Origin of the sequence: Motiliproteus sediminis, assembly GCF_017912535.1 — a bacterium.
GTDB classification, from domain to species: Bacteria; Pseudomonadota; Gammaproteobacteria; order Pseudomonadales; family Balneatricaceae; genus Motiliproteus; species Motiliproteus sediminis.
Window position 1 is genome coordinate 416,529 of record NZ_JAERQK010000002.1, and the last position, 15,480, is coordinate 432,008.

The 15,480-nt window shown below is 59.7% G+C and carries 16 protein-coding genes and 1 other RNA gene; 5 read left to right on the forward strand and 12 right to left on the reverse strand.

Annotation, left to right across the window (positions count from 1 at the left end; all coding sequences use genetic code 11):
- Positions 1–33: 33 nt before the first annotated feature.
- The 3 genes from dnaJ to grpE all read right to left on the reverse strand — a co-directional run bounded on the left by dnaJ (position 34) and on the right by grpE (position 3,930).
- Entirely contained in the window at positions 34–1,173 is a 1,140-nt protein-coding gene (gene dnaJ, locus JJQ76_RS06455; RefSeq protein ID WP_210395894.1) for a molecular chaperone DnaJ, read from the reverse strand.
- Between the two features lie 109 nt (positions 1,174–1,282).
- Positions 1,283–3,205: a molecular chaperone DnaK gene (dnaK, locus tag JJQ76_RS06460; protein ID WP_210395895.1), complete on the reverse strand. Its 1,923-nt coding sequence runs from the start codon at positions 3,203–3,205 to the stop codon at positions 1,283–1,285.
- A gap of 98 nt (positions 3,206–3,303) precedes the next feature.
- On the reverse strand, positions 3,304–3,930 hold the full coding sequence (gene grpE, locus JJQ76_RS06465; RefSeq protein ID WP_210395896.1) for a nucleotide exchange factor GrpE: 627 nt from the start codon (positions 3,928–3,930) through the stop codon (positions 3,304–3,306).
- A gap of 181 nt (positions 3,931–4,111) precedes the next feature.
- Here grpE and recN point away from each other — a divergent pair, with 181 nt between their 5' ends.
- Positions 4,112–5,770 (forward strand): DNA repair protein RecN, encoded by a 1,659-nt coding sequence (gene recN / locus JJQ76_RS06470; RefSeq protein WP_210395897.1) that lies wholly within the window; start codon positions 4,112–4,114, stop codon positions 5,768–5,770.
- A gap of 61 nt (positions 5,771–5,831) precedes the next feature.
- Here the strand turns inward: recN and fur are convergent, their stop codons facing one another.
- Positions 5,832–6,254, reverse strand: a complete 423-nt coding sequence (fur, locus tag JJQ76_RS06475) for a ferric iron uptake transcriptional regulator (RefSeq protein WP_210395898.1) — start codon at positions 6,252–6,254, stop codon at positions 5,832–5,834.
- Between the two features lie 81 nt (positions 6,255–6,335).
- Here fur and JJQ76_RS06480 point away from each other — a divergent pair, with 81 nt between their 5' ends.
- Positions 6,336–6,656, forward strand: a complete 321-nt coding sequence (locus JJQ76_RS06480; RefSeq protein ID WP_210395899.1) for an outer membrane protein assembly factor BamE — start codon at positions 6,336–6,338, stop codon at positions 6,654–6,656.
- A gap of 25 nt (positions 6,657–6,681) precedes the next feature.
- On the opposite strand, the gene JJQ76_RS06485 is transcribed toward JJQ76_RS06480, so the two are convergent.
- From JJQ76_RS06485 to JJQ76_RS06495, 3 genes are read right to left on the reverse strand one after another with little or no spacing between them, the layout of a single operon-like run.
- On the reverse strand, positions 6,682–6,984 hold the full coding sequence (locus JJQ76_RS06485; protein ID WP_210395900.1) for an RnfH family protein: 303 nt from the start codon (positions 6,982–6,984) through the stop codon (positions 6,682–6,684).
- 4 nt (positions 6,985–6,988) lie between these two features.
- Positions 6,989–7,423: a type II toxin-antitoxin system RatA family toxin gene (locus tag JJQ76_RS06490; protein WP_210395901.1), complete on the reverse strand. Its 435-nt coding sequence runs from the start codon at positions 7,421–7,423 to the stop codon at positions 6,989–6,991.
- A gap of 11 nt (positions 7,424–7,434) precedes the next feature.
- On the reverse strand, positions 7,435–8,802 hold the full coding sequence (locus JJQ76_RS06495) for a sodium-dependent transporter (RefSeq protein WP_210395902.1): 1,368 nt from the start codon (positions 8,800–8,802) through the stop codon (positions 7,435–7,437).
- A gap of 121 nt (positions 8,803–8,923) precedes the next feature.
- Between JJQ76_RS06495 and smpB the strand changes: the two genes are divergently transcribed.
- The 3 genes from smpB to JJQ76_RS06510 all read left to right on the forward strand — a co-directional run bounded on the left by smpB (position 8,924) and on the right by JJQ76_RS06510 (position 11,273).
- Positions 8,924–9,400, forward strand: a complete 477-nt coding sequence (smpB, locus tag JJQ76_RS06500) for an SsrA-binding protein SmpB (protein ID WP_210395903.1) — start codon at positions 8,924–8,926, stop codon at positions 9,398–9,400.
- An 80-nt stretch (positions 9,401–9,480) separates the two neighbouring features.
- Positions 9,481–9,843, forward strand: a transfer-messenger RNA (tmRNA) gene (gene ssrA, locus JJQ76_RS06505).
- Between the two features lie 137 nt (positions 9,844–9,980).
- Complete coding sequence (locus tag JJQ76_RS06510) at positions 9,981–11,273, forward strand: GAF domain-containing protein (protein WP_210395904.1); 1,293 nt, start codon at positions 9,981–9,983, stop codon at positions 11,271–11,273.
- A 2-nt stretch (positions 11,274–11,275) separates the two neighbouring features.
- Here JJQ76_RS06510 and JJQ76_RS06515 read toward each other — a convergent pair whose 3' ends face one another.
- The 5 genes from JJQ76_RS06515 to JJQ76_RS06535 form a co-directional block, all read right to left on the reverse strand.
- The gene (locus JJQ76_RS06515) at positions 11,276–11,914 is read right to left on the reverse strand and encodes a class GN sortase (protein WP_210395905.1); all 639 of its coding nucleotides are present in this window, start codon (positions 11,912–11,914) and stop codon (positions 11,276–11,278) included.
- Positions 11,907–14,006, reverse strand: a complete 2,100-nt coding sequence (locus tag JJQ76_RS06520) for a marine proteobacterial sortase target protein (RefSeq protein ID WP_210395906.1) — start codon at positions 14,004–14,006, stop codon at positions 11,907–11,909. Before JJQ76_RS06520 ends, JJQ76_RS06515 begins: the two co-directional genes overlap by 8 nt.
- Before the next feature lie 4 nt (positions 14,007–14,010).
- The gene (locus JJQ76_RS06525; RefSeq protein WP_210395907.1) at positions 14,011–14,187 is read right to left on the reverse strand and encodes a hypothetical protein; all 177 of its coding nucleotides are present in this window, start codon (positions 14,185–14,187) and stop codon (positions 14,011–14,013) included.
- Positions 14,188–14,339: 152 nt separating this feature from the next.
- Positions 14,340–14,768, reverse strand: a complete 429-nt coding sequence (locus tag JJQ76_RS06530; protein ID WP_210395908.1) for a hypothetical protein — start codon at positions 14,766–14,768, stop codon at positions 14,340–14,342.
- A gap of 110 nt (positions 14,769–14,878) precedes the next feature.
- The gene (locus JJQ76_RS06535) at positions 14,879–15,475 is read right to left on the reverse strand and encodes a TetR/AcrR family transcriptional regulator (RefSeq protein WP_210395909.1); all 597 of its coding nucleotides are present in this window, start codon (positions 15,473–15,475) and stop codon (positions 14,879–14,881) included.
- Positions 15,476–15,480: the final 5 nt, after the last annotated feature.

Sequence of the window (15,480 nt, forward strand, 5' to 3'; positions counted from 1 at the left end):
CGCTTGATATCACGTTGTTTTACCGCAACATCTCTAGATATCTTCGAAAAATTTCTTCACCCCGTCGAAGAAGCTGGTCTTCTTGGGGGAGTGCTTGGCGTACTTTTCATCCAGACTGGACTGGAATTCACGCAGCAGCTCTTTCTGACGACTGTTGAGGTTGACCGGTGTTTCCACCAATACCCGACACAGCAGATCGCCAGCTGGGCCACCGCGCACCGGAGTCACCCCCTTGCCGCGCAGACGGAACATCTTGCCGCTTTGGGTCTCTTCCGGAACTTTCAGTTTCACCCGACCATCCAGAGTCGGCACTTCCAGTTCGCCGCCCAGGGCCGCGTCGACAAAGCTGATCGGCACTTCGCAGTAGAGATTGCGCCCGTCGCGCTCGAAGATCGCGTGCTTGCGCACCGCCACCTGCACAAACAGATCGCCCGCCGGGCCGCCGTGGGTACCCGCCTCGCCTTCGCCGGACAGACGAATACGATCACCGGTATCAACCCCCGCCGGAATTTTCACCGACAGGGTCTTGGTCTCCTCGACCCGACCACGGCCGCGACAATCACCACAGGGGTCAGTGACAATAGAGCCTTCACCGTGACAGGCGGGACAGGTTTGCTGAACCGAAAAGAAGCCCTGTTGCATCCGCACCTGGCCGACACCGCCACAGGTAGTACACTGCTTGGGCTTGGAGCCCTCTTTGGCACCGGTGCCGGAACACTTCTTACATGCAACCAGCGTCGGGATACGAATTTTCTTCTCGACCCCGCGGACCGCTTCCTCCAGATCCAGCTCCATGTTGTAGCGCAGATCAGCGCCGCGCTGAACGCGCGAACGACGACCACCGCCACCGCCTCCGCCGCCGAAGATATCGCCGAATACATCGCCGAAGATGTCGCCAAAACCACCACCCTGGAAACCACCGCCGCCACCGAAGCCACCGGAGTTGGGATCAACACCGGCATGGCCATACTGGTCGTACGCCGCCTTCTTCTGCGCGTCGGAAAGCACTTCGTAGGCCTCATTGGCCTCCTTGAACTTCTCTTCCGACGTTTTATCGCCAGGGTTGCGATCCGGGTGGTGTTTCATCGCCGCCTGGCGATACGCCTTCTTGATATCGCGATCAGAGGCGTCACGGGAAACCCCCAGAACTTCGTAGTAATCTCTCTTCGACATAACGGGTCCGTTGTCTTAAATCAGCCCGGGCCGAAGGCCCGCAGACTTAACCGCAAACGCGGGAGAGTCTCCCGCGTTGCGTCAGTATGATGAGTTCAGGCGACAAGCATTACTTCTTGTCGTCTTTCACCTCTTCAAACTCGGCGTCTACCGCGTCGTCCGAAGCACCGCTGTCAGCCTGCTGCTCGGCACCTTCTGCTTCAGCCTGCTGCTGCGCTTCGGCGTACATCTTCTGAGCTACAGTTGAAACCGCTTCGGTCAGCGCGGTGGTCTTGGCCTCGATGGCATCCTTGTCGTCGCCCTTGAGGGCTTCTTCCAGCTCTTCGATCGCCTTTTCGATCGCCGCTTTTTCGTCCGCGGTTGCCTTGTCGCCCGCCTCTTCCAGCGTCTTCTTGCTGGTGTGGATCATACCATCGGCAGCGTTGCGCACTGTGACCAGCTCTTCGAACTTCTTGTCCTCGGCGGAGTGCGCCTCGGCGTCCGCCACCATCTTTTCGATCTCCTCATCGGACAGACCGGAGGAAGCCTTGATGACGATGGACTGTTCCTTGCCGGTGGCCTTGTCCTTGGCGGACACGTTGAGGATACCGTTGGCGTCGATGTCGAAGCTGACCTCGATCTGCGGCATACCACGCGGCGCCGGCGGAATATCGGCCAGGTCAAAACGCCCCAGCGACTTGTTCTGCGCCGCCTGCTTGCGCTCACCCTGAACCACGTGAATGGTTACCGCGGTCTGGTTGTCGTCAGCGGTCGAGAACACCTGCGATTTCTTGGTCGGGATGGTGGTGTTCTTCTCGATCAGCGGCGTCGCAACGCCACCCATGGTTTCGATACCCAGAGTCAGCGGGGTTACGTCCAGCAGCAGCACGTCTTTGACGTCACCGGAAAGCACCGCACCCTGAATCGCCGCGCCAATGGCAACCGCTTCGTCGGGGTTTACGTCCTTGCGCGCCTCTTTGCCAAAGAACTCTTTCACCTTCTGCTGCACCAGCGGCATCCGGGTCTGGCCGCCGACCAGAATCACGTCGTCGATCTCGGACGTGGACAGGCCTGCGTCTTTCAGCGCCTGCTCACAGGGTGCCAGCGAACGGGTAACCAGCTCTTCAACCAGCGACTCCAGCTTGGCGCGGGTCAGTTTGACGTTAAGGTGTTTGGGGCCACTGGCATCTGCGGTGATGTAGGGCAGGTTAACGTCAGTCTGCTGCGAGCTGGACAGTTCAACCTTGGCCTTCTCTGCGCCCTCTTTCAGGCGTTGCAGCGCCAGCGGGTCGTTGTGCAGATCGATGCCGGTATCCTTCTTGAAGGACTCGGCCAGATATTCGATCACACGCAGGTCAAAGTCCTCACCACCGAGGAAAGTGTCACCGTTGGTGGACAGCACCTCGAACTGGTGCTCGCCATCCATGTCGGCGATCTCGATGATGGAGATATCAAAAGTACCACCACCCAGGTCATAAACCGCGACGGTACGATCACCGCGTTGCTTGTCCATGCCGTAGGCCAGAGCGGCCGCGGTCGGCTCGTTGATGATCCGCTTGACTTCCAGACCCGCGATCTTACCGGCGTCTTTGGTCGCCTGACGCTGGGAGTCGTTGAAGTAGGCCGGTACAGTGATTACCGCTTCGGTCACTTTCTCGCCGAGGAAATCTTCGGCGGTTTTCTTCATCTTCTTCAGGGTTTCGGCAGAGATCTGCGGCGGAGCCAGCTTCTTGCCCTTTACGTCAACCCAAGCGTCGCCGTTGTCGGCTTCGATGATTTTGTAGGGCACCATCTTGATATCTTTCTGCACCACGTCGTCTTTGAAACGACGGCCGATCAAACGCTTGATGGCAAACAGGGTGTTGTTGGGGTTGGTTACCGCCTGACGCTTGGCAGACTGGCCAACCAGAATCTCATCGTCATCGGTATAAGCGATAATGGAAGGCGTAGTGCGATCGCCCTCAGCGTTTTCGATAACTTTGGTTTTGTCGCCATCCAGGATCGCCACACAGGAGTTGGTGGTACCCAAGTCGATGCCAATTACTTTGCCCATTGCTTTCTCCAGGTTTGGTCATGTTCGGCACCGGAATCGGGACCCGGGCCGACAAATTCGTGAATCTTGGTCTCTATATTGGTTCGAAAATCAGGGTTTCAAGCCTTTTCGTCGATCGATGTCGCCTGCCCAGCCGGCGCCTTGGCTACCACCACCATCGCCGGGCGCAGCAGACGACCGTTGAGCAGGTAACCTTTCTGCATCACGTGCAGCACGGTATTGGGGGCCGCATCGGGGCTTTCCACCATCGACATCGCCTGATGATGCTGGGGATCAAAGGCTGCACCGGCAGGGTCGAGCGCTTCAACATTGAACTTACCCAGCGCGCTCTGGAACATCCCCAGGGTCATCTCAACCCCCTCGCGGATCGCTTCGACCGCAACATTTTCCTGGCCCGCAGACTCGAGCCCGCGCTCCAGGTTATCTACCACCGGCAGTAGCTCGTTGGCGAACTTCTCCAGCGCAAACTTGTGCGCTTTTTCCACATCCTGCTCAGCTCGCCGGCGAATATTCTGGGCATCGGCACGCGCCCGCAGCACCTGCTCCTCAGCTTCTTTCAGCGCGGCTTGAGCCTTCTCCAGCTCCGCCTGCAACTGATCTACGCCGACAGAATCCTCGTTCCCGGCAACCGCTTCCTCAGCCGCGGCCGTCTCTGCGGTTTCGGGCTGCACTACGTCTGCCTCCGTCTCCGGCTGTGCTGCCTGAGTTTTCTTGTCGTTCGCCATTTACGCCTCCAAATATCGGGTGAAATCCGAGCATCAAATCGATCTGACTCCCCTATATGGGGATGATGCCATCCGTTTCAAGCGGTTTTTTACCCCCCGTTACGCATGGCTTTTGAATCGCTGGCGAGAACCCCAAAACTACTGTATAAATACACAGACACCACAGTGCAGGCGCCCCCTTATGCTTACCCATCTCAGCATCCGCGACTTCACCCTTATCGACCAGTTGGAACTGGAGCTGGACACCGGCATGACCGTGATTAGCGGCGAAACCGGTGCTGGCAAATCGATCATGCTCGACGCCCTGGGCCTGGCCCTAGGTGACCGCGCTGACAGCGACATGATCCGCCAGGGCTGTGACCGCGCCGACATCAGCGCCAGCTTTGATCTAAGCACCTTGCAGGGGGCACGGCTCTGGCTGCAGGAGCACGCCCTCGACCAGAGCGATGACTGCATCCTGCGCCGGGTGATCAGCCGCAACGGCCGCTCGCGGGCGTTTATCAACGGCCAACCCAGCCCCCTGCAGCACCTGCGCGAACTGGGCGAGCTACTGATCGAGATCCACGGCCAGCACGAACACCAACGCCTGCTCAAACGCGACAATCACGGCCCACTACTGGACGCCTACGCGGGTCTCGACAACGACGCCAACGAGCTGCGCGAGCATTTTCGCCACTGGCGCGGCCTGACCAAGCAGTTGGCCCAGGTTCAACAGAACGCCGACGATCAGAGCGCCCGGATTCAACTGCTGAGCTACCAGGTCGAGGAGCTGGACCAGCTCTCGCCGACCGAGGGGGAACTGCAGCAACTGGAAACCGAACAGCGCGAGCTGGCCAACGCCGGTGAACTGCTGCAGAGCGGCGAAGGGGTGCGCCAGTGGATCACCGAGGGTGAAGAAGGCAGCTGCGCCAGCCTGCTCAACCAGAGCCTGCACTGCCTGGCAGACCTGCAGATCGATTCCGCCGAACTCAACAACGTTAACGAGTTGCTGAGCAGCGCGCTGATCCAAGTCGAAGAAGCCTCCGCAGAACTGGCCCGCTACCTGGACCGAATCGAACTCGATCCCCAGCGCCTGCAGGAGGTCGACGAGCGCCTCAGCCTGTTGTTGCAGGTCGCACGCAAGCACCGGGTCGCACCGGAAGAGCTGCCCGCACTGCACCAGAGTCTGGCCGACGAACTGGATAGCCTGGAGCAGCCGGAAGCCGCCATTGAAGCCTTGAACGCCGAAGCCGACGCCGCCGAACAGCAGTACCGCCAACTGGCCGACCAGCTCACGACACGCCGACGCGACGCTGCCGCCGCCCTGAACCAGCAGATCAACGACCAACTGACCGAGCTTGGGATGAGCAACGCCCGCTTCGAAACCCGCCTGAACGAGCGTGACCCGGGCCCCGGAGGGCTGGAGGAGATTGAATTCCTGATCAGCACCAACCCCGGCAACCCGCCCAAGGCGCTGGCAAAGATCGCCTCCGGCGGTGAGCTGTCACGCATCAGTCTCGCCATCCAGGTGGTCACCGCCAAAACCAGCGCCACACCAGTGCTGGCCTTTGATGAGGTGGATGTGGGTATCGGCGGGGCCATCGCCGAAGTGGTCGGGCGCCTGCTATGCCAACTGGGCGAGCGCTGCCAGGTTCTCTGCGTCACCCATCAACCCCAGGTTGCTGCCCGCGGCCATCACCACCTCTACGTGAGCAAGCAAAGCGCCAACAACGACAGCTACTCGCGGGTCGAAGCGCTTGACCAACAGGCCCGGGTGCAAGAGGTGGCCCGCATGCTCGGTGGTATTGAAATCACCCAGCGCTCGCTGGACCACGCCGAAGAGATGCTGGCTCTACGTTAATCCAGCCAGTACCCACAAAAAAAGCCGGGCTCAGCCCGGCTTTTAACGCTTGAACCAGCGGTTACTTCTCGCAACCGCCATCACACTCCCCGTAGAGATAGAGGGTGCGATCAGAGATGGTAAAACCCAGCTCCTTAGCAATCTGGTCCTGACGGCGCTTGAGCTCAGGATCACTGAACTCCTTCACCCGGCCACACTTAACGCAGACGATATGGTCGTGCTTCTCGTCAGCCGCCAGCTCGAATACCGAGTGCCCGCCCTCAAAGTGATGGCGCACCACCAGACCGGCAGCTTCAAACTGGGTCAACACCCTATAGACGGTCGCCAGACCCACATCATCACCGGACTCCATCAGGATCTTGTAGATATCTTCTGCGCTCCAGTGATCACCTTCACCGGCACGTTCGAGGATCTGGTAGATCTTGACTCGCGGCAGGGTCACCTTAAGACCTGCCTTGCGCAACTCCTGATTTTCAACCGTCATAGGGGCCACTCTGAACTCTTAGCTTATGCTTAGTATTGCTGTATTATCCCGATTTCGCGCGATAGTGGAAGCTGTTTACAAATGCAAAAGGTTATTATTAGCATTCTCGCCCTGACACTGGCCGGCTGCTCCTTCTTTCCCGGAGTGCACAAAATCGACATCCAGCAGGGCAACGTCATTACTCAGGAGCAAGTTGACCAGCTGCGCCCCGGCATGAGCCGCAGCCAGGTGCGTTTTGTGCTCGGCACGCCGGCCGTCACGGACACCTTCCATCAGGACCGCTGGGATTATCTCTATACCCTGCAAGAGGGTGGCGGAGAGCGTCAGCAACAACGTCTGACCCTGTACTTCGACGACGACAAGCTGAGTCGCCTCAGCGGCGATTTCCGCCCCCAACCCTGAGTAGCAACAGCGAGACAACAGGCCGTTAGTCAGCGGCCTTTTTTTCAGCTTTCACCTTCGCTGCACGATTCGCTCGCGCAGCCTTGGGATCGATCAACAGCGGCCGGTAGATCTCAACCCGCTGCCCCTCACGGATCAGCTCACCTTTGGGGTTACGCACCGCCTTGCCGAAGATCCCCATCGGCGCACTGTTCAGGTCGATCTCGGGGAAATGATCTTTCAACTTCGAGCGCACAGCCGCCTCATATACCGTACAGCCCTCTTCTACCTTCAGCTTGACGATCTTCTGATCGTGGGGCAGCGCATAAGCGACCTCGACCTGAATCATGGTACTAACCTCCGTAGCGCTGGTCGGCCTGACGGCAAAACGCGTCGACCATCGCCACCGCGATCTGATTGAACACTTTTCCCATCGCCATACCGGTAAGCTTGCCGGCAAAATCAAAACTGAGACTCAGGCTCACTTTGCACGCGTCCTCACTCAATGGGGTGAACGTCCAGTACCCCGCCAGCGAGCTAAACGGCCCTTCCACCAGCTCCATGTGGATACGGTCAGGTGCCTCCAGCCGGTTACGGGTGGTAAAGCTGTACTTGAAGCCCGCCTTGGCGACCTTAAGCTTGGCTACCATCTCCTCTTCACCGGCGCTTATGATCTCGGCCCCGGAACACCAAGGCAGAAAACCGGGGTAACTTTTCACATCGTTGACCAGGTCGAACATCTGCCGCGCCGAATGCAGAACCAGCGCACTGCGATCTACCTGTGTCATCAAAACGCCCCTTATGCTGCGAACTTGCTGTAAAGATTCGCTACAAATACTACCAGAACCGCCACCGGGGCGATAAATCGCACCAGCAAAAGCCACAGGGAGTAACCCGCAGCGTTATCCCTGCTCATCTCGTCACGACTGATACGCGCCGGCAGCCACCAGCCGACAAACAGCGCCGTCAGCAGCCCACCCAGCGGCAGCAACAGGTTGGCGGTGACAAAATCAAGGAAATCAAAGAAGTTCATCCCGAACAGCAGCCAGTCGGCACCGATATTGAACGACGCCAGCGCGCCCAGACCCAGCACCCAACCACCGGCGCCCAGCACCAGACAGGCCTGGTTACGACTGACGGGAAAGCGCTCCACCATCCAAGCCACCGCCGGCTCCATCAGCGATACCGCTGAACTCCAGGCGGCAATCGACACCATCAGAAAGAACAGGAAGCCGAACACCTGTCCGCCGGGCATCCCGCCAAAGGCCACCGGCAGCGTCACGAACATCAGGCCGGGACCGGCACCGGGATCGAGCTGGTTGGCAAACACCAGCGGAAAGATCGCCATCCCCGCGGCCAGCGCCACCAAGGTATCCAGACCCGCGACGATCATGGCAGTACCGGCAATGGAGGCATTTTTGGGCATGTAAGAGCCATAAACCATCATCGCCCCCATCCCCAGGCTGAGGGTGAAGAACGCATGACCCAGCGCTACCAGCACCGAGTTCCAGCTCAACTTGGAGAAATCAGCCGCAAACAGAAACTCCACGCCACGCCCGAAGGAACCGGTGGTCAGCGCATACATCAACAGCAGCAACACCAGCACGAACAACGACGGCATCATGATGCGGATCGCCTGCTCCAACCCCTTGCTGATACCCCGGGACAGCACCACCATCACCATCGCCACAAAGATAGTGTGCCACAGGGTCAGCGTGGTCGGATCGCCCAGCATACCGTCAAACACTGCGCCCACCGCCTCGCTGCCGGCGCCGTTGAAGGTACCGTTCAGGGTATGAAACACATACGCCAGCACCCAACCGGAAACCACGCTGTAAAAGGCAAAGATCATGAAGCCTGCCAGCGCGCCCATCCAGCCCAGCCAGGACCAACGCGGATCGCGTCCCGCCTCCAGCGCTACATCACGCATGGAGTGGATCGGGCTCTGGCGACCTCGGCGCCCCACCACCACTTCAGCCATAAAGATGGGAATCCCCACGGCCGCGATACAGGCGAGATAGACCAGCACAAAGGCGCCACCACCGTTCTCGCCGGTAATGTAGGGGAACTTCCAGATGTTACCGAGACCGACGGATGACCCCGTTGCGGCCAGAATAAAGGTCCAGCGGCTCGCCCAAGAACCGTGTATCGACTGCCGTTCCTGCATAAAAAATCATCTGCTTGGATAAAAAAGGGCGCATTGTACCGGACCGACCGGCTGACACAACCGCCACGAAGGCGAAGCCGCATCTCGCTTTCGCACCAGCGCCTCTATATAATCGCCGCCCATGGCAAAAGCAAAGAAAAAAGGTACCGGCAGCGGCACCATCGCGCTCAACAAAAAGGCCCGCTTCGACTATCACATCGAAGAGACCTTCGAGGCGGGTATGGCGTTGGCCGGCTGGGAAGTCAAAAGCCTGCGGGCCGGAAAAGCGCAGCTGGTGGACTCCTACGTCATCCTCCAGAATCAGGAGGCTTGGCTCGTGGGCGCCCATATCAGCCCGCTGCAGACCGCCTGTACGCATGTAGTGGCCGATCCCACCCGTGATCGCAAGCTGCTGCTGCACCGGCGCGAGCTGGCCAAACTGTTCGCTGCTACCGAACAGAAAGGCCACACCTGCATCGCGCTGGCGCTGTACTGGAAAGGCTCCAAGGTGAAGTGTGAAATAGCCCTGGCCAAGGGCAAACGCCAGCACGACAAGCGCGATACCGAGAAAGATCGCGACTGGAATCGCCAGAAACAACGGATTATGAACAGGCACTGATGTTCGCGGCAGGAATTTTCTGCCACAATGTCGGTCCTAAGCGTTACAGGTAACCCACCTGCCCAACAAAACCGGTTTCCGGGGCTGATTTGGTTTCGACAGGGTGCGTATGTCCTGTGTGCATGCCGTGAGCGGTAAGTGATCACGTAAATCAACCTTACCAACATATAGTCGCAAACGACGAAAACTACGCTCTCGCTGCCTAAACAGCAGTAGAAGCCCTTCCACCTGTATTTGCCTGTAGGTCGGGGTTCGGAAGGTCATCCTATACAGGATCGCGACGGCGGCTTCGCCTGGAGCCAAAGCGCTAAAACCAATCAGGCTCGCCCGACGGAATCCTGTCAGCCGGAGTCCATAGGGTTAACCAAATGACTGACTAAGCATGTAGTATCACTGGTTCGGAAACATTCTGGACGCGGGTTCAAGTCCCGCCAGCTCCACCAACAACAGGTCACCGCGACCTAACCGATGCCCGCAAAGCCCACCAACGCTTTAGCGGGCATTTTTTTGTCCACCGCCTTTGCCAAGCGCGCCGTCTACACTGAGTCAGTACCTGAGCAGCGGTTCAAGGAGTGGCGTTATGGCCTGGTCAGAAATACTGGGTATTGTCACCGGCCTGTTATCGGTCGCGGGGGTGATTGTGGCGGTAACCCGTTACATCACCAAACTGCAGCTGGAGGTTAAGCTGGAACGGCTGGAAAACGAGAAGAATCAACTGGACCAGAACCAAGCTAACCTGCGCGCCACCAACAAGCTGCTGCTGGACGAGCTGTCGATTGCCCGACGCACCGGGGCAGCCGCATCGGCCAAGAAGTCGGAAATCGATCGGGAGCTGGCCAATCTGATGCAGATGACTCAAGCCAGCGGTGGTTCCGTCTATCTGCCCAATCGCAGCGACAACGATCAGGTCACCGACCTGGTGTTTCTATCACTGCTGCCGGTCAACGACCAAACCCTGAAGCTGCGGCGCAAGATCATTCCACTGAAAAGTCTAGCCGGCAAATGCTTCACCGACGCCCAATCGTTCACTTTGTCCAACTCGCTGGTTTCCCCCGATCACTTTACCAAGGCCGACGCGGTTAGCGGATATCACTCCGAGGATATACTCTGCGTCCCGCTATTCGACGGAAACGAGGCGGTAGGAGTATTGCAGCTGCTGAATCGCCAGCAGGGGCAGTTTGATGACGCCTGCCTAGCGCTGGTAGAGCAACTGTCCAACCGGCTGGCACGCAAGGTGGCCGAGTTCACAGAACAACCGGGCTTTCGCGATCTTCTCGGCGTCAACAATGTGCGTAAAACAGAGTACGCCACGCTGCTGTTTAGCGACCTGACCAACTCGTCGCAGCTGTTTAACCAACTCAACGTTACCGCCGCCATTCATCACATCAACGAGTACCTTGAAGGGGTCTGCAGTGTCGCTTTCAAATACGGCGCCACCGTGGATAAGTACATGGGGGACGGTGTATTACTGCGCTTTAACGTCCCGCAAGCGGTAGACAATCACCCCCAAGTGGCCGTGGAGGCCGCGCTGGAGATGAGTCGTGTGTTTGAGCAGATCAAACAGGAGTGGCTTACCATGGGCGAGGACCTGACTGGCGTTTACTTCCGTGCGGGCTTGGCCTACGGCCCCGTTCAGCAAGCGACCATCGGCCATCCTCAGTACCAGTACCAAACCTTGTTCGGCCCCGCAGTCAACGCAGCGGTTAATTTATGCCAGAGCGGGCCGCGTGATCGCAACGTAGTAATAATCGACGAGCAGCTGCAACAGCTGCTGCCGGAACCCTTTCAAGCGACCCAGCTACCGGCCAGCAACCTGGGAAAAGCAGCGCAGCACACTGAAGCGGTCTACGAAGTCACCCAGCCCAAGCACTAAGTTCATATCCGCACCGGGTCCAGCCCCTGAGGCTGTGGCGCCGATAGTGCCGGGTCGTTGGTGTGGGCCAAAGCCTGCTCTGCGGGTTCTGCCCACACCAACAACCGCAGCGGTCCGCCCGGTTCGAGCGTATCAAAGGGGTAGCAGGTCACCAGCAGCAGACCGGGCCGGTTGTCCGATACGCTGACCGCCCCTTCATCAATGTTGATCACCTGACGGGCTTCAATCCGGTAGCGCCAGCGTCCTTGGAGCGTTTCCACCTCTATCTCCATGCCGGACTCGATTCGGCTCAAAAAGCGAAAATGGGTATCGCGGTGACCGCTGATCAGGGTTAACCGGCTGCTCCCGGGCAGACCACTATTACTGTTCAAGCCCGGTCCAAAAGCCAGAGTGCGGCCACTATCGCCGTCCAGCACCAGCTGGTCGACACCGAGCGCCGGCAGGCGCAGTCGGGCTAACGCATGGGTATCGGCCCAGGGCCAGGGTTTGAGCTCACGCCCCTGCTGTTGCATCGCACTCCAGCTGCGCTGCAACAACAGCTGGGCCAACTGCGCTTTGGCCCAGATCCAGCCACCGTTGGTCAGCAACATAAGCCCCGCCAGACCCAGCGCCACACCGAGCAACGGGACCCGCTTAAGCATGATCACACTCCTTTCTGATCGCCATACAGCAACTCACCAGCCGCCTACCCTGGGCATGAGCCAGCCAGGCCGCCAGCAGCAACAGCAGCCCCATGGCGATCTGCAGCGGCGCGCTGGTGGCGGTTTTGGCCAACCCAAAGATCTGCTGCTGGCTGGTGCCATGCGGCAAGCGGTTCTTTTCCACCTGCGTTGCGAGCAACTCACCCACCGGACGGGACGGGGTCACATCCACCGCCACCAGACTGGTAAACCGGGATACCAGATGGTGTGCCAACGCCGCTTCCACCACCTGTTGGCGGAGCGCATCCCGCGCTGAAGGATCACCGGCCTGGCGGTAATCATCCATCAGTGCGGCAATTCGCTCCCGGCCCCAGAGCACGCTGATCGCAGGATTCTCAGCGCCGGTCTTGAGCATCAGCGATTGCTGCCAGGGGCGTTCGCCCGTGCTGCCGCGCAGCGTAAGCCGACCCGGTCGTTGGCGGGCGCGGAAGGTGACCATCAGCGGCTCACCGGGATACAGGTCCGGCAGGCGGTCGGGGTAGAGTTCCAGGGCCTCGTCGCTGTCAATCCCGATCGCCGTCATTTGCGGCGCATCGAGCTTGCCGAGCAACGCCTCCATCCGCTGCTGCACCTCGCCGCTGCTGCCGATGAAGGTAAAGGTGCCCCGCCCCAACTGCGCCGCCTTGCGCATGAAGTAACTGTTGGGTGCCGAGCCGATGCCAACGGTGAACAACCGCTGGCGACCGAGCCGGGCTTGGATCAGGTTAAACAGCGCCGCTTCATTGCCCACTGCACCGTCGGTGATAAACAGCAGCTGCTCAACATAGCCCGGCTGCTCCGGCTGGGACAGGGCGCGCTTGATCGCTGCGGCCATTTCGGTGCCGCCCTCTGCTTCCAGACCCGCAATGTAAGTAAGTGCTTGCATCCGGTTAACGGGCGACGCGGCCAGGGGCCGCTCGAACAGGCTATAAGAGCGGTTGTTGAACACGATAATATTGAACCGGTCCTGCGGCCTCAGCGCGGCGATCGCCTGTTGCAGGCTTTGCCGGGCCTGTGTGATCGACGCCCCATGCATGGAGCCGGATATATCGAGCACCAGCGTTAGCGACCGGGGCAGAGGGGTCGCGCCGCTTTCAGGCGCCGGGGGCAGAATCATCAGGCTGCCGTAGTAGGCACCATCCTGCTCATGCTCCAGCAACGCGGCCACGGGCTGCGCTCCAGACTCTGCCTCCCACTCCAAAGCAAAGTCACGGTCCGGGATGGCGCTCTCATCGGCCAGTTCAATAGCCAGCTCACCGGGCGCGATCGACGTCACCGTCACCGGGTGATAGCGGCTTTCAACCCGCGCCAGGGCAAAGCCCGGTTTCAGGCGGGCACTGAGCGAGACCCGATGGGTTAAGGGTTCACCGGAAGCCGCCACCGGCGGGGTAATCAGAGCGGCATCCGGCACCTGATCGGTGGCGGCTGCCCAGCCAAAGGCTCGATTGTCGATAATGAGCGCAGCAGGTCGCTGGTCGGAATCGCCAATCCGCGCCTCGGAGGGCAGCAAGGGGGTACCGGGGATGTAGCGCGGCATAAGTGTCAGCGGAAACCGCAAGCTGAAACGGCCACCGCTGTAACCGGCTCGCTGCTGATACTCGATAGCGATAACCACCCTGTCTCCCGGGGCGATGTTGGCTACCGAGGTGGTGAAGATATTGGGGCGCTGCTGCTCGACAATACTGGCTCGTTTGCCTTGCACGCGGGCCTGCTCATAACGCTGGCGAGCCTCCTCGCGTGCGTGAATCTGGCCCTCGATCAGCCGCTCACCGATCTGCATCCGCAGCCGGTCAACCGCCGCATCGTCGGGCAGCGGAAAGCTGTAGATACCCTCGACCCAGCCGTCACCCTGATGAACGAAGGCCTGCTCCACCCGGGTGCGCACCAACAGACCACTGATGTCGAAACTGACAGTGGTGTGCTGCAGCAGCGCCGCAGAGCGGCGGCCATCGTCGGTCTGCAGCAAAAGCCCCGCGCGGACCTCAGACGCCAGTGATGGCGTTACCATGGCCATCGCGTGGGACCCGAGCAGCATCAGCCCCAGCACGATCATGTCCCTAGCTCTTACCATTGGCATCGCGCGTCCTCCCCTCTGCCCGGGCACCGTTCTTTTGGGCGTATCGCTTGCGCACCGCGCTGAGATGGAGAGCGGGGTCGTAAGGCACCAGCCGGTACTGTTTTAACGGCTGACTGCGGTACAGCTGATCATCATCAAGGGGGACAAAGTATTTCATCGCGCGCTCCGTGTTCAGGTGAAGTTGCGGGTGGGAATGAGCGCATTAAAGCAAGCGGGCAACCAAAAGAATGGGACCCAGGAGGGAGGAAAAAGGGAGAGAAAAGGGAGCCGGTTGCCACGGGGCGGGTGAATCCCGCCCCGTGGCAAGAGTCAGTGGGTCAGTTTATCGATGATGTCGTGAACTTCGTGCTCCAGCTGATCGGACGGCGTGACCACCAGTTTGGTGCCTTCCAGTTCGGCACTGTACCGTTCGGCCCGATCACAGTGCTTGTAGGCCTCTCGCAGCTCATCGACCACATGGGCGATCTCGTCCGGTTTCATGCCGTGCTCTTCAATCAGGGTATTGAGGCCGCTGACCTCACCGTCGTGCACCCAGGCCAGACCGAAGCTCTTCGGAGGTTTGCCGATAAAGACATAGGCCGCATGCTCGGAGGGAATCACCTCCAGCGGGTCGGACACTTTGCCAGCCAGCTCTTTCAGTTGGGGTTTGACCTCTTCCAGCAGCTGGGCGGAGTGGCTGTTAAGGTCAAGCGGCGGGTATTTCGGATGACTTGAAAACAGATCGCTGAAGAATCCCATGGCGATTCCTCCTCGTTGCGGACGCGTGCGACGCCCCGGTTAATCAGGCTCCTCGTGAAAAAAACAACACCTGCACAGTCTAGTTCCCGCTTTCCGGTTGCGCCAATGAGCTACAACGCCTGCCGAAACAGTCCAACCGCGGTATCCAGCAACGCCTCCAGATGATGGGCATCCACATAGATCCCGTCGATCATCAGCCGCGCCAGCCCGTGCAGAGTGCTCCAGCTAATCTGCGCAAATCGCAACGGATCGACTTCTGCCGGGAGCACCCCCTCGGCCTGCCACTGTTCCACCCGCTCGACATAACGGCGAAAGCTGCCATGGGCCTCCGCCTTCAGCGTCGGGGTCGGCGCGCCAGCCTGCCAGACACCGCTGCCGAACATCAGGTTGTAGGTCTCGGGGCTGGCCAGGGCGAAATCCATGTAACAGCGCACGAACTGATCCAGCCGTTCGGCCGGCGCGCAGTCGCCGACCTCTGCCTGCAGCCGCTGCTCAAAACGGCGAAAACCCTCCTCGGCCAGTGCCGACAGCAGCGCGTGCTTATCGGTGAAGTGATGATAGGGGGCGGTGCGCGACACCCCGACACGATCCGCCAGCTTACGCATGCTCAGTGCCTCGACACCGCCCTCACGAATCAGGTCGGTAGCGGCTTGCAACAGGGTACTGCGTAGGTCGCCGTGGTGGTAACTCGATTTTGGATTGTTCATGGACG

Bases quoted from the DNA above. Each gene is read 5' to 3' on its own strand.
- dnaJ (WP_210395894.1), bottom strand. From the start codon at position 1,173: ATGTCGAAGAGAGATTACTACGAAGTTCTGGGGGTTTCCCGTGACGCC.
- dnaK (WP_210395895.1), bottom strand. From the start codon at position 3,205: ATGGGCAAAGTAATTGGCATCGACTTGGGTACCACCAACTCCTGTGTG.
- grpE (WP_210395896.1), bottom strand. From the start codon at position 3,930: ATGGCGAACGACAAGAAAACTCAGGCAGCACAGCCGGAGACGGAGGCA.
- recN (WP_210395897.1), top strand. From the start codon at position 4,112: ATGCTTACCCATCTCAGCATCCGCGACTTCACCCTTATCGACCAGTTG.
- fur (WP_210395898.1), bottom strand. From the start codon at position 6,254: ATGACGGTTGAAAATCAGGAGTTGCGCAAGGCAGGTCTTAAGGTGACC.
- JJQ76_RS06480 (WP_210395899.1), top strand. From the start codon at position 6,336: ATGCAAAAGGTTATTATTAGCATTCTCGCCCTGACACTGGCCGGCTGC.
- JJQ76_RS06485 (WP_210395900.1), bottom strand. From the start codon at position 6,984: ATGATTCAGGTCGAGGTCGCTTATGCGCTGCCCCACGATCAGAAGATC.
- JJQ76_RS06490 (WP_210395901.1), bottom strand. From the start codon at position 7,423: ATGACACAGGTAGATCGCAGTGCGCTGGTTCTGCATTCGGCGCGGCAG.
- JJQ76_RS06495 (WP_210395902.1), bottom strand. From the start codon at position 8,802: ATGCAGGAACGGCAGTCGATACACGGTTCTTGGGCGAGCCGCTGGACC.
- smpB (WP_210395903.1), top strand. From the start codon at position 8,924: ATGGCAAAAGCAAAGAAAAAAGGTACCGGCAGCGGCACCATCGCGCTC.
- JJQ76_RS06510 (WP_210395904.1), top strand. From the start codon at position 9,981: ATGGCCTGGTCAGAAATACTGGGTATTGTCACCGGCCTGTTATCGGTC.
- JJQ76_RS06515 (WP_210395905.1), bottom strand. From the start codon at position 11,914: ATGCTTAAGCGGGTCCCGTTGCTCGGTGTGGCGCTGGGTCTGGCGGGG.
- JJQ76_RS06520 (WP_210395906.1), bottom strand. From the start codon at position 14,006: ATGATCGTGCTGGGGCTGATGCTGCTCGGGTCCCACGCGATGGCCATG.
- JJQ76_RS06525 (WP_210395907.1), bottom strand. From the start codon at position 14,187: ATGAAATACTTTGTCCCCCTTGATGATGATCAGCTGTACCGCAGTCAG.
- JJQ76_RS06530 (WP_210395908.1), bottom strand. From the start codon at position 14,768: ATGGGATTCTTCAGCGATCTGTTTTCAAGTCATCCGAAATACCCGCCG.
- JJQ76_RS06535 (WP_210395909.1), bottom strand. From the start codon at position 15,475: ATGAACAATCCAAAATCGAGTTACCACCACGGCGACCTACGCAGTACC.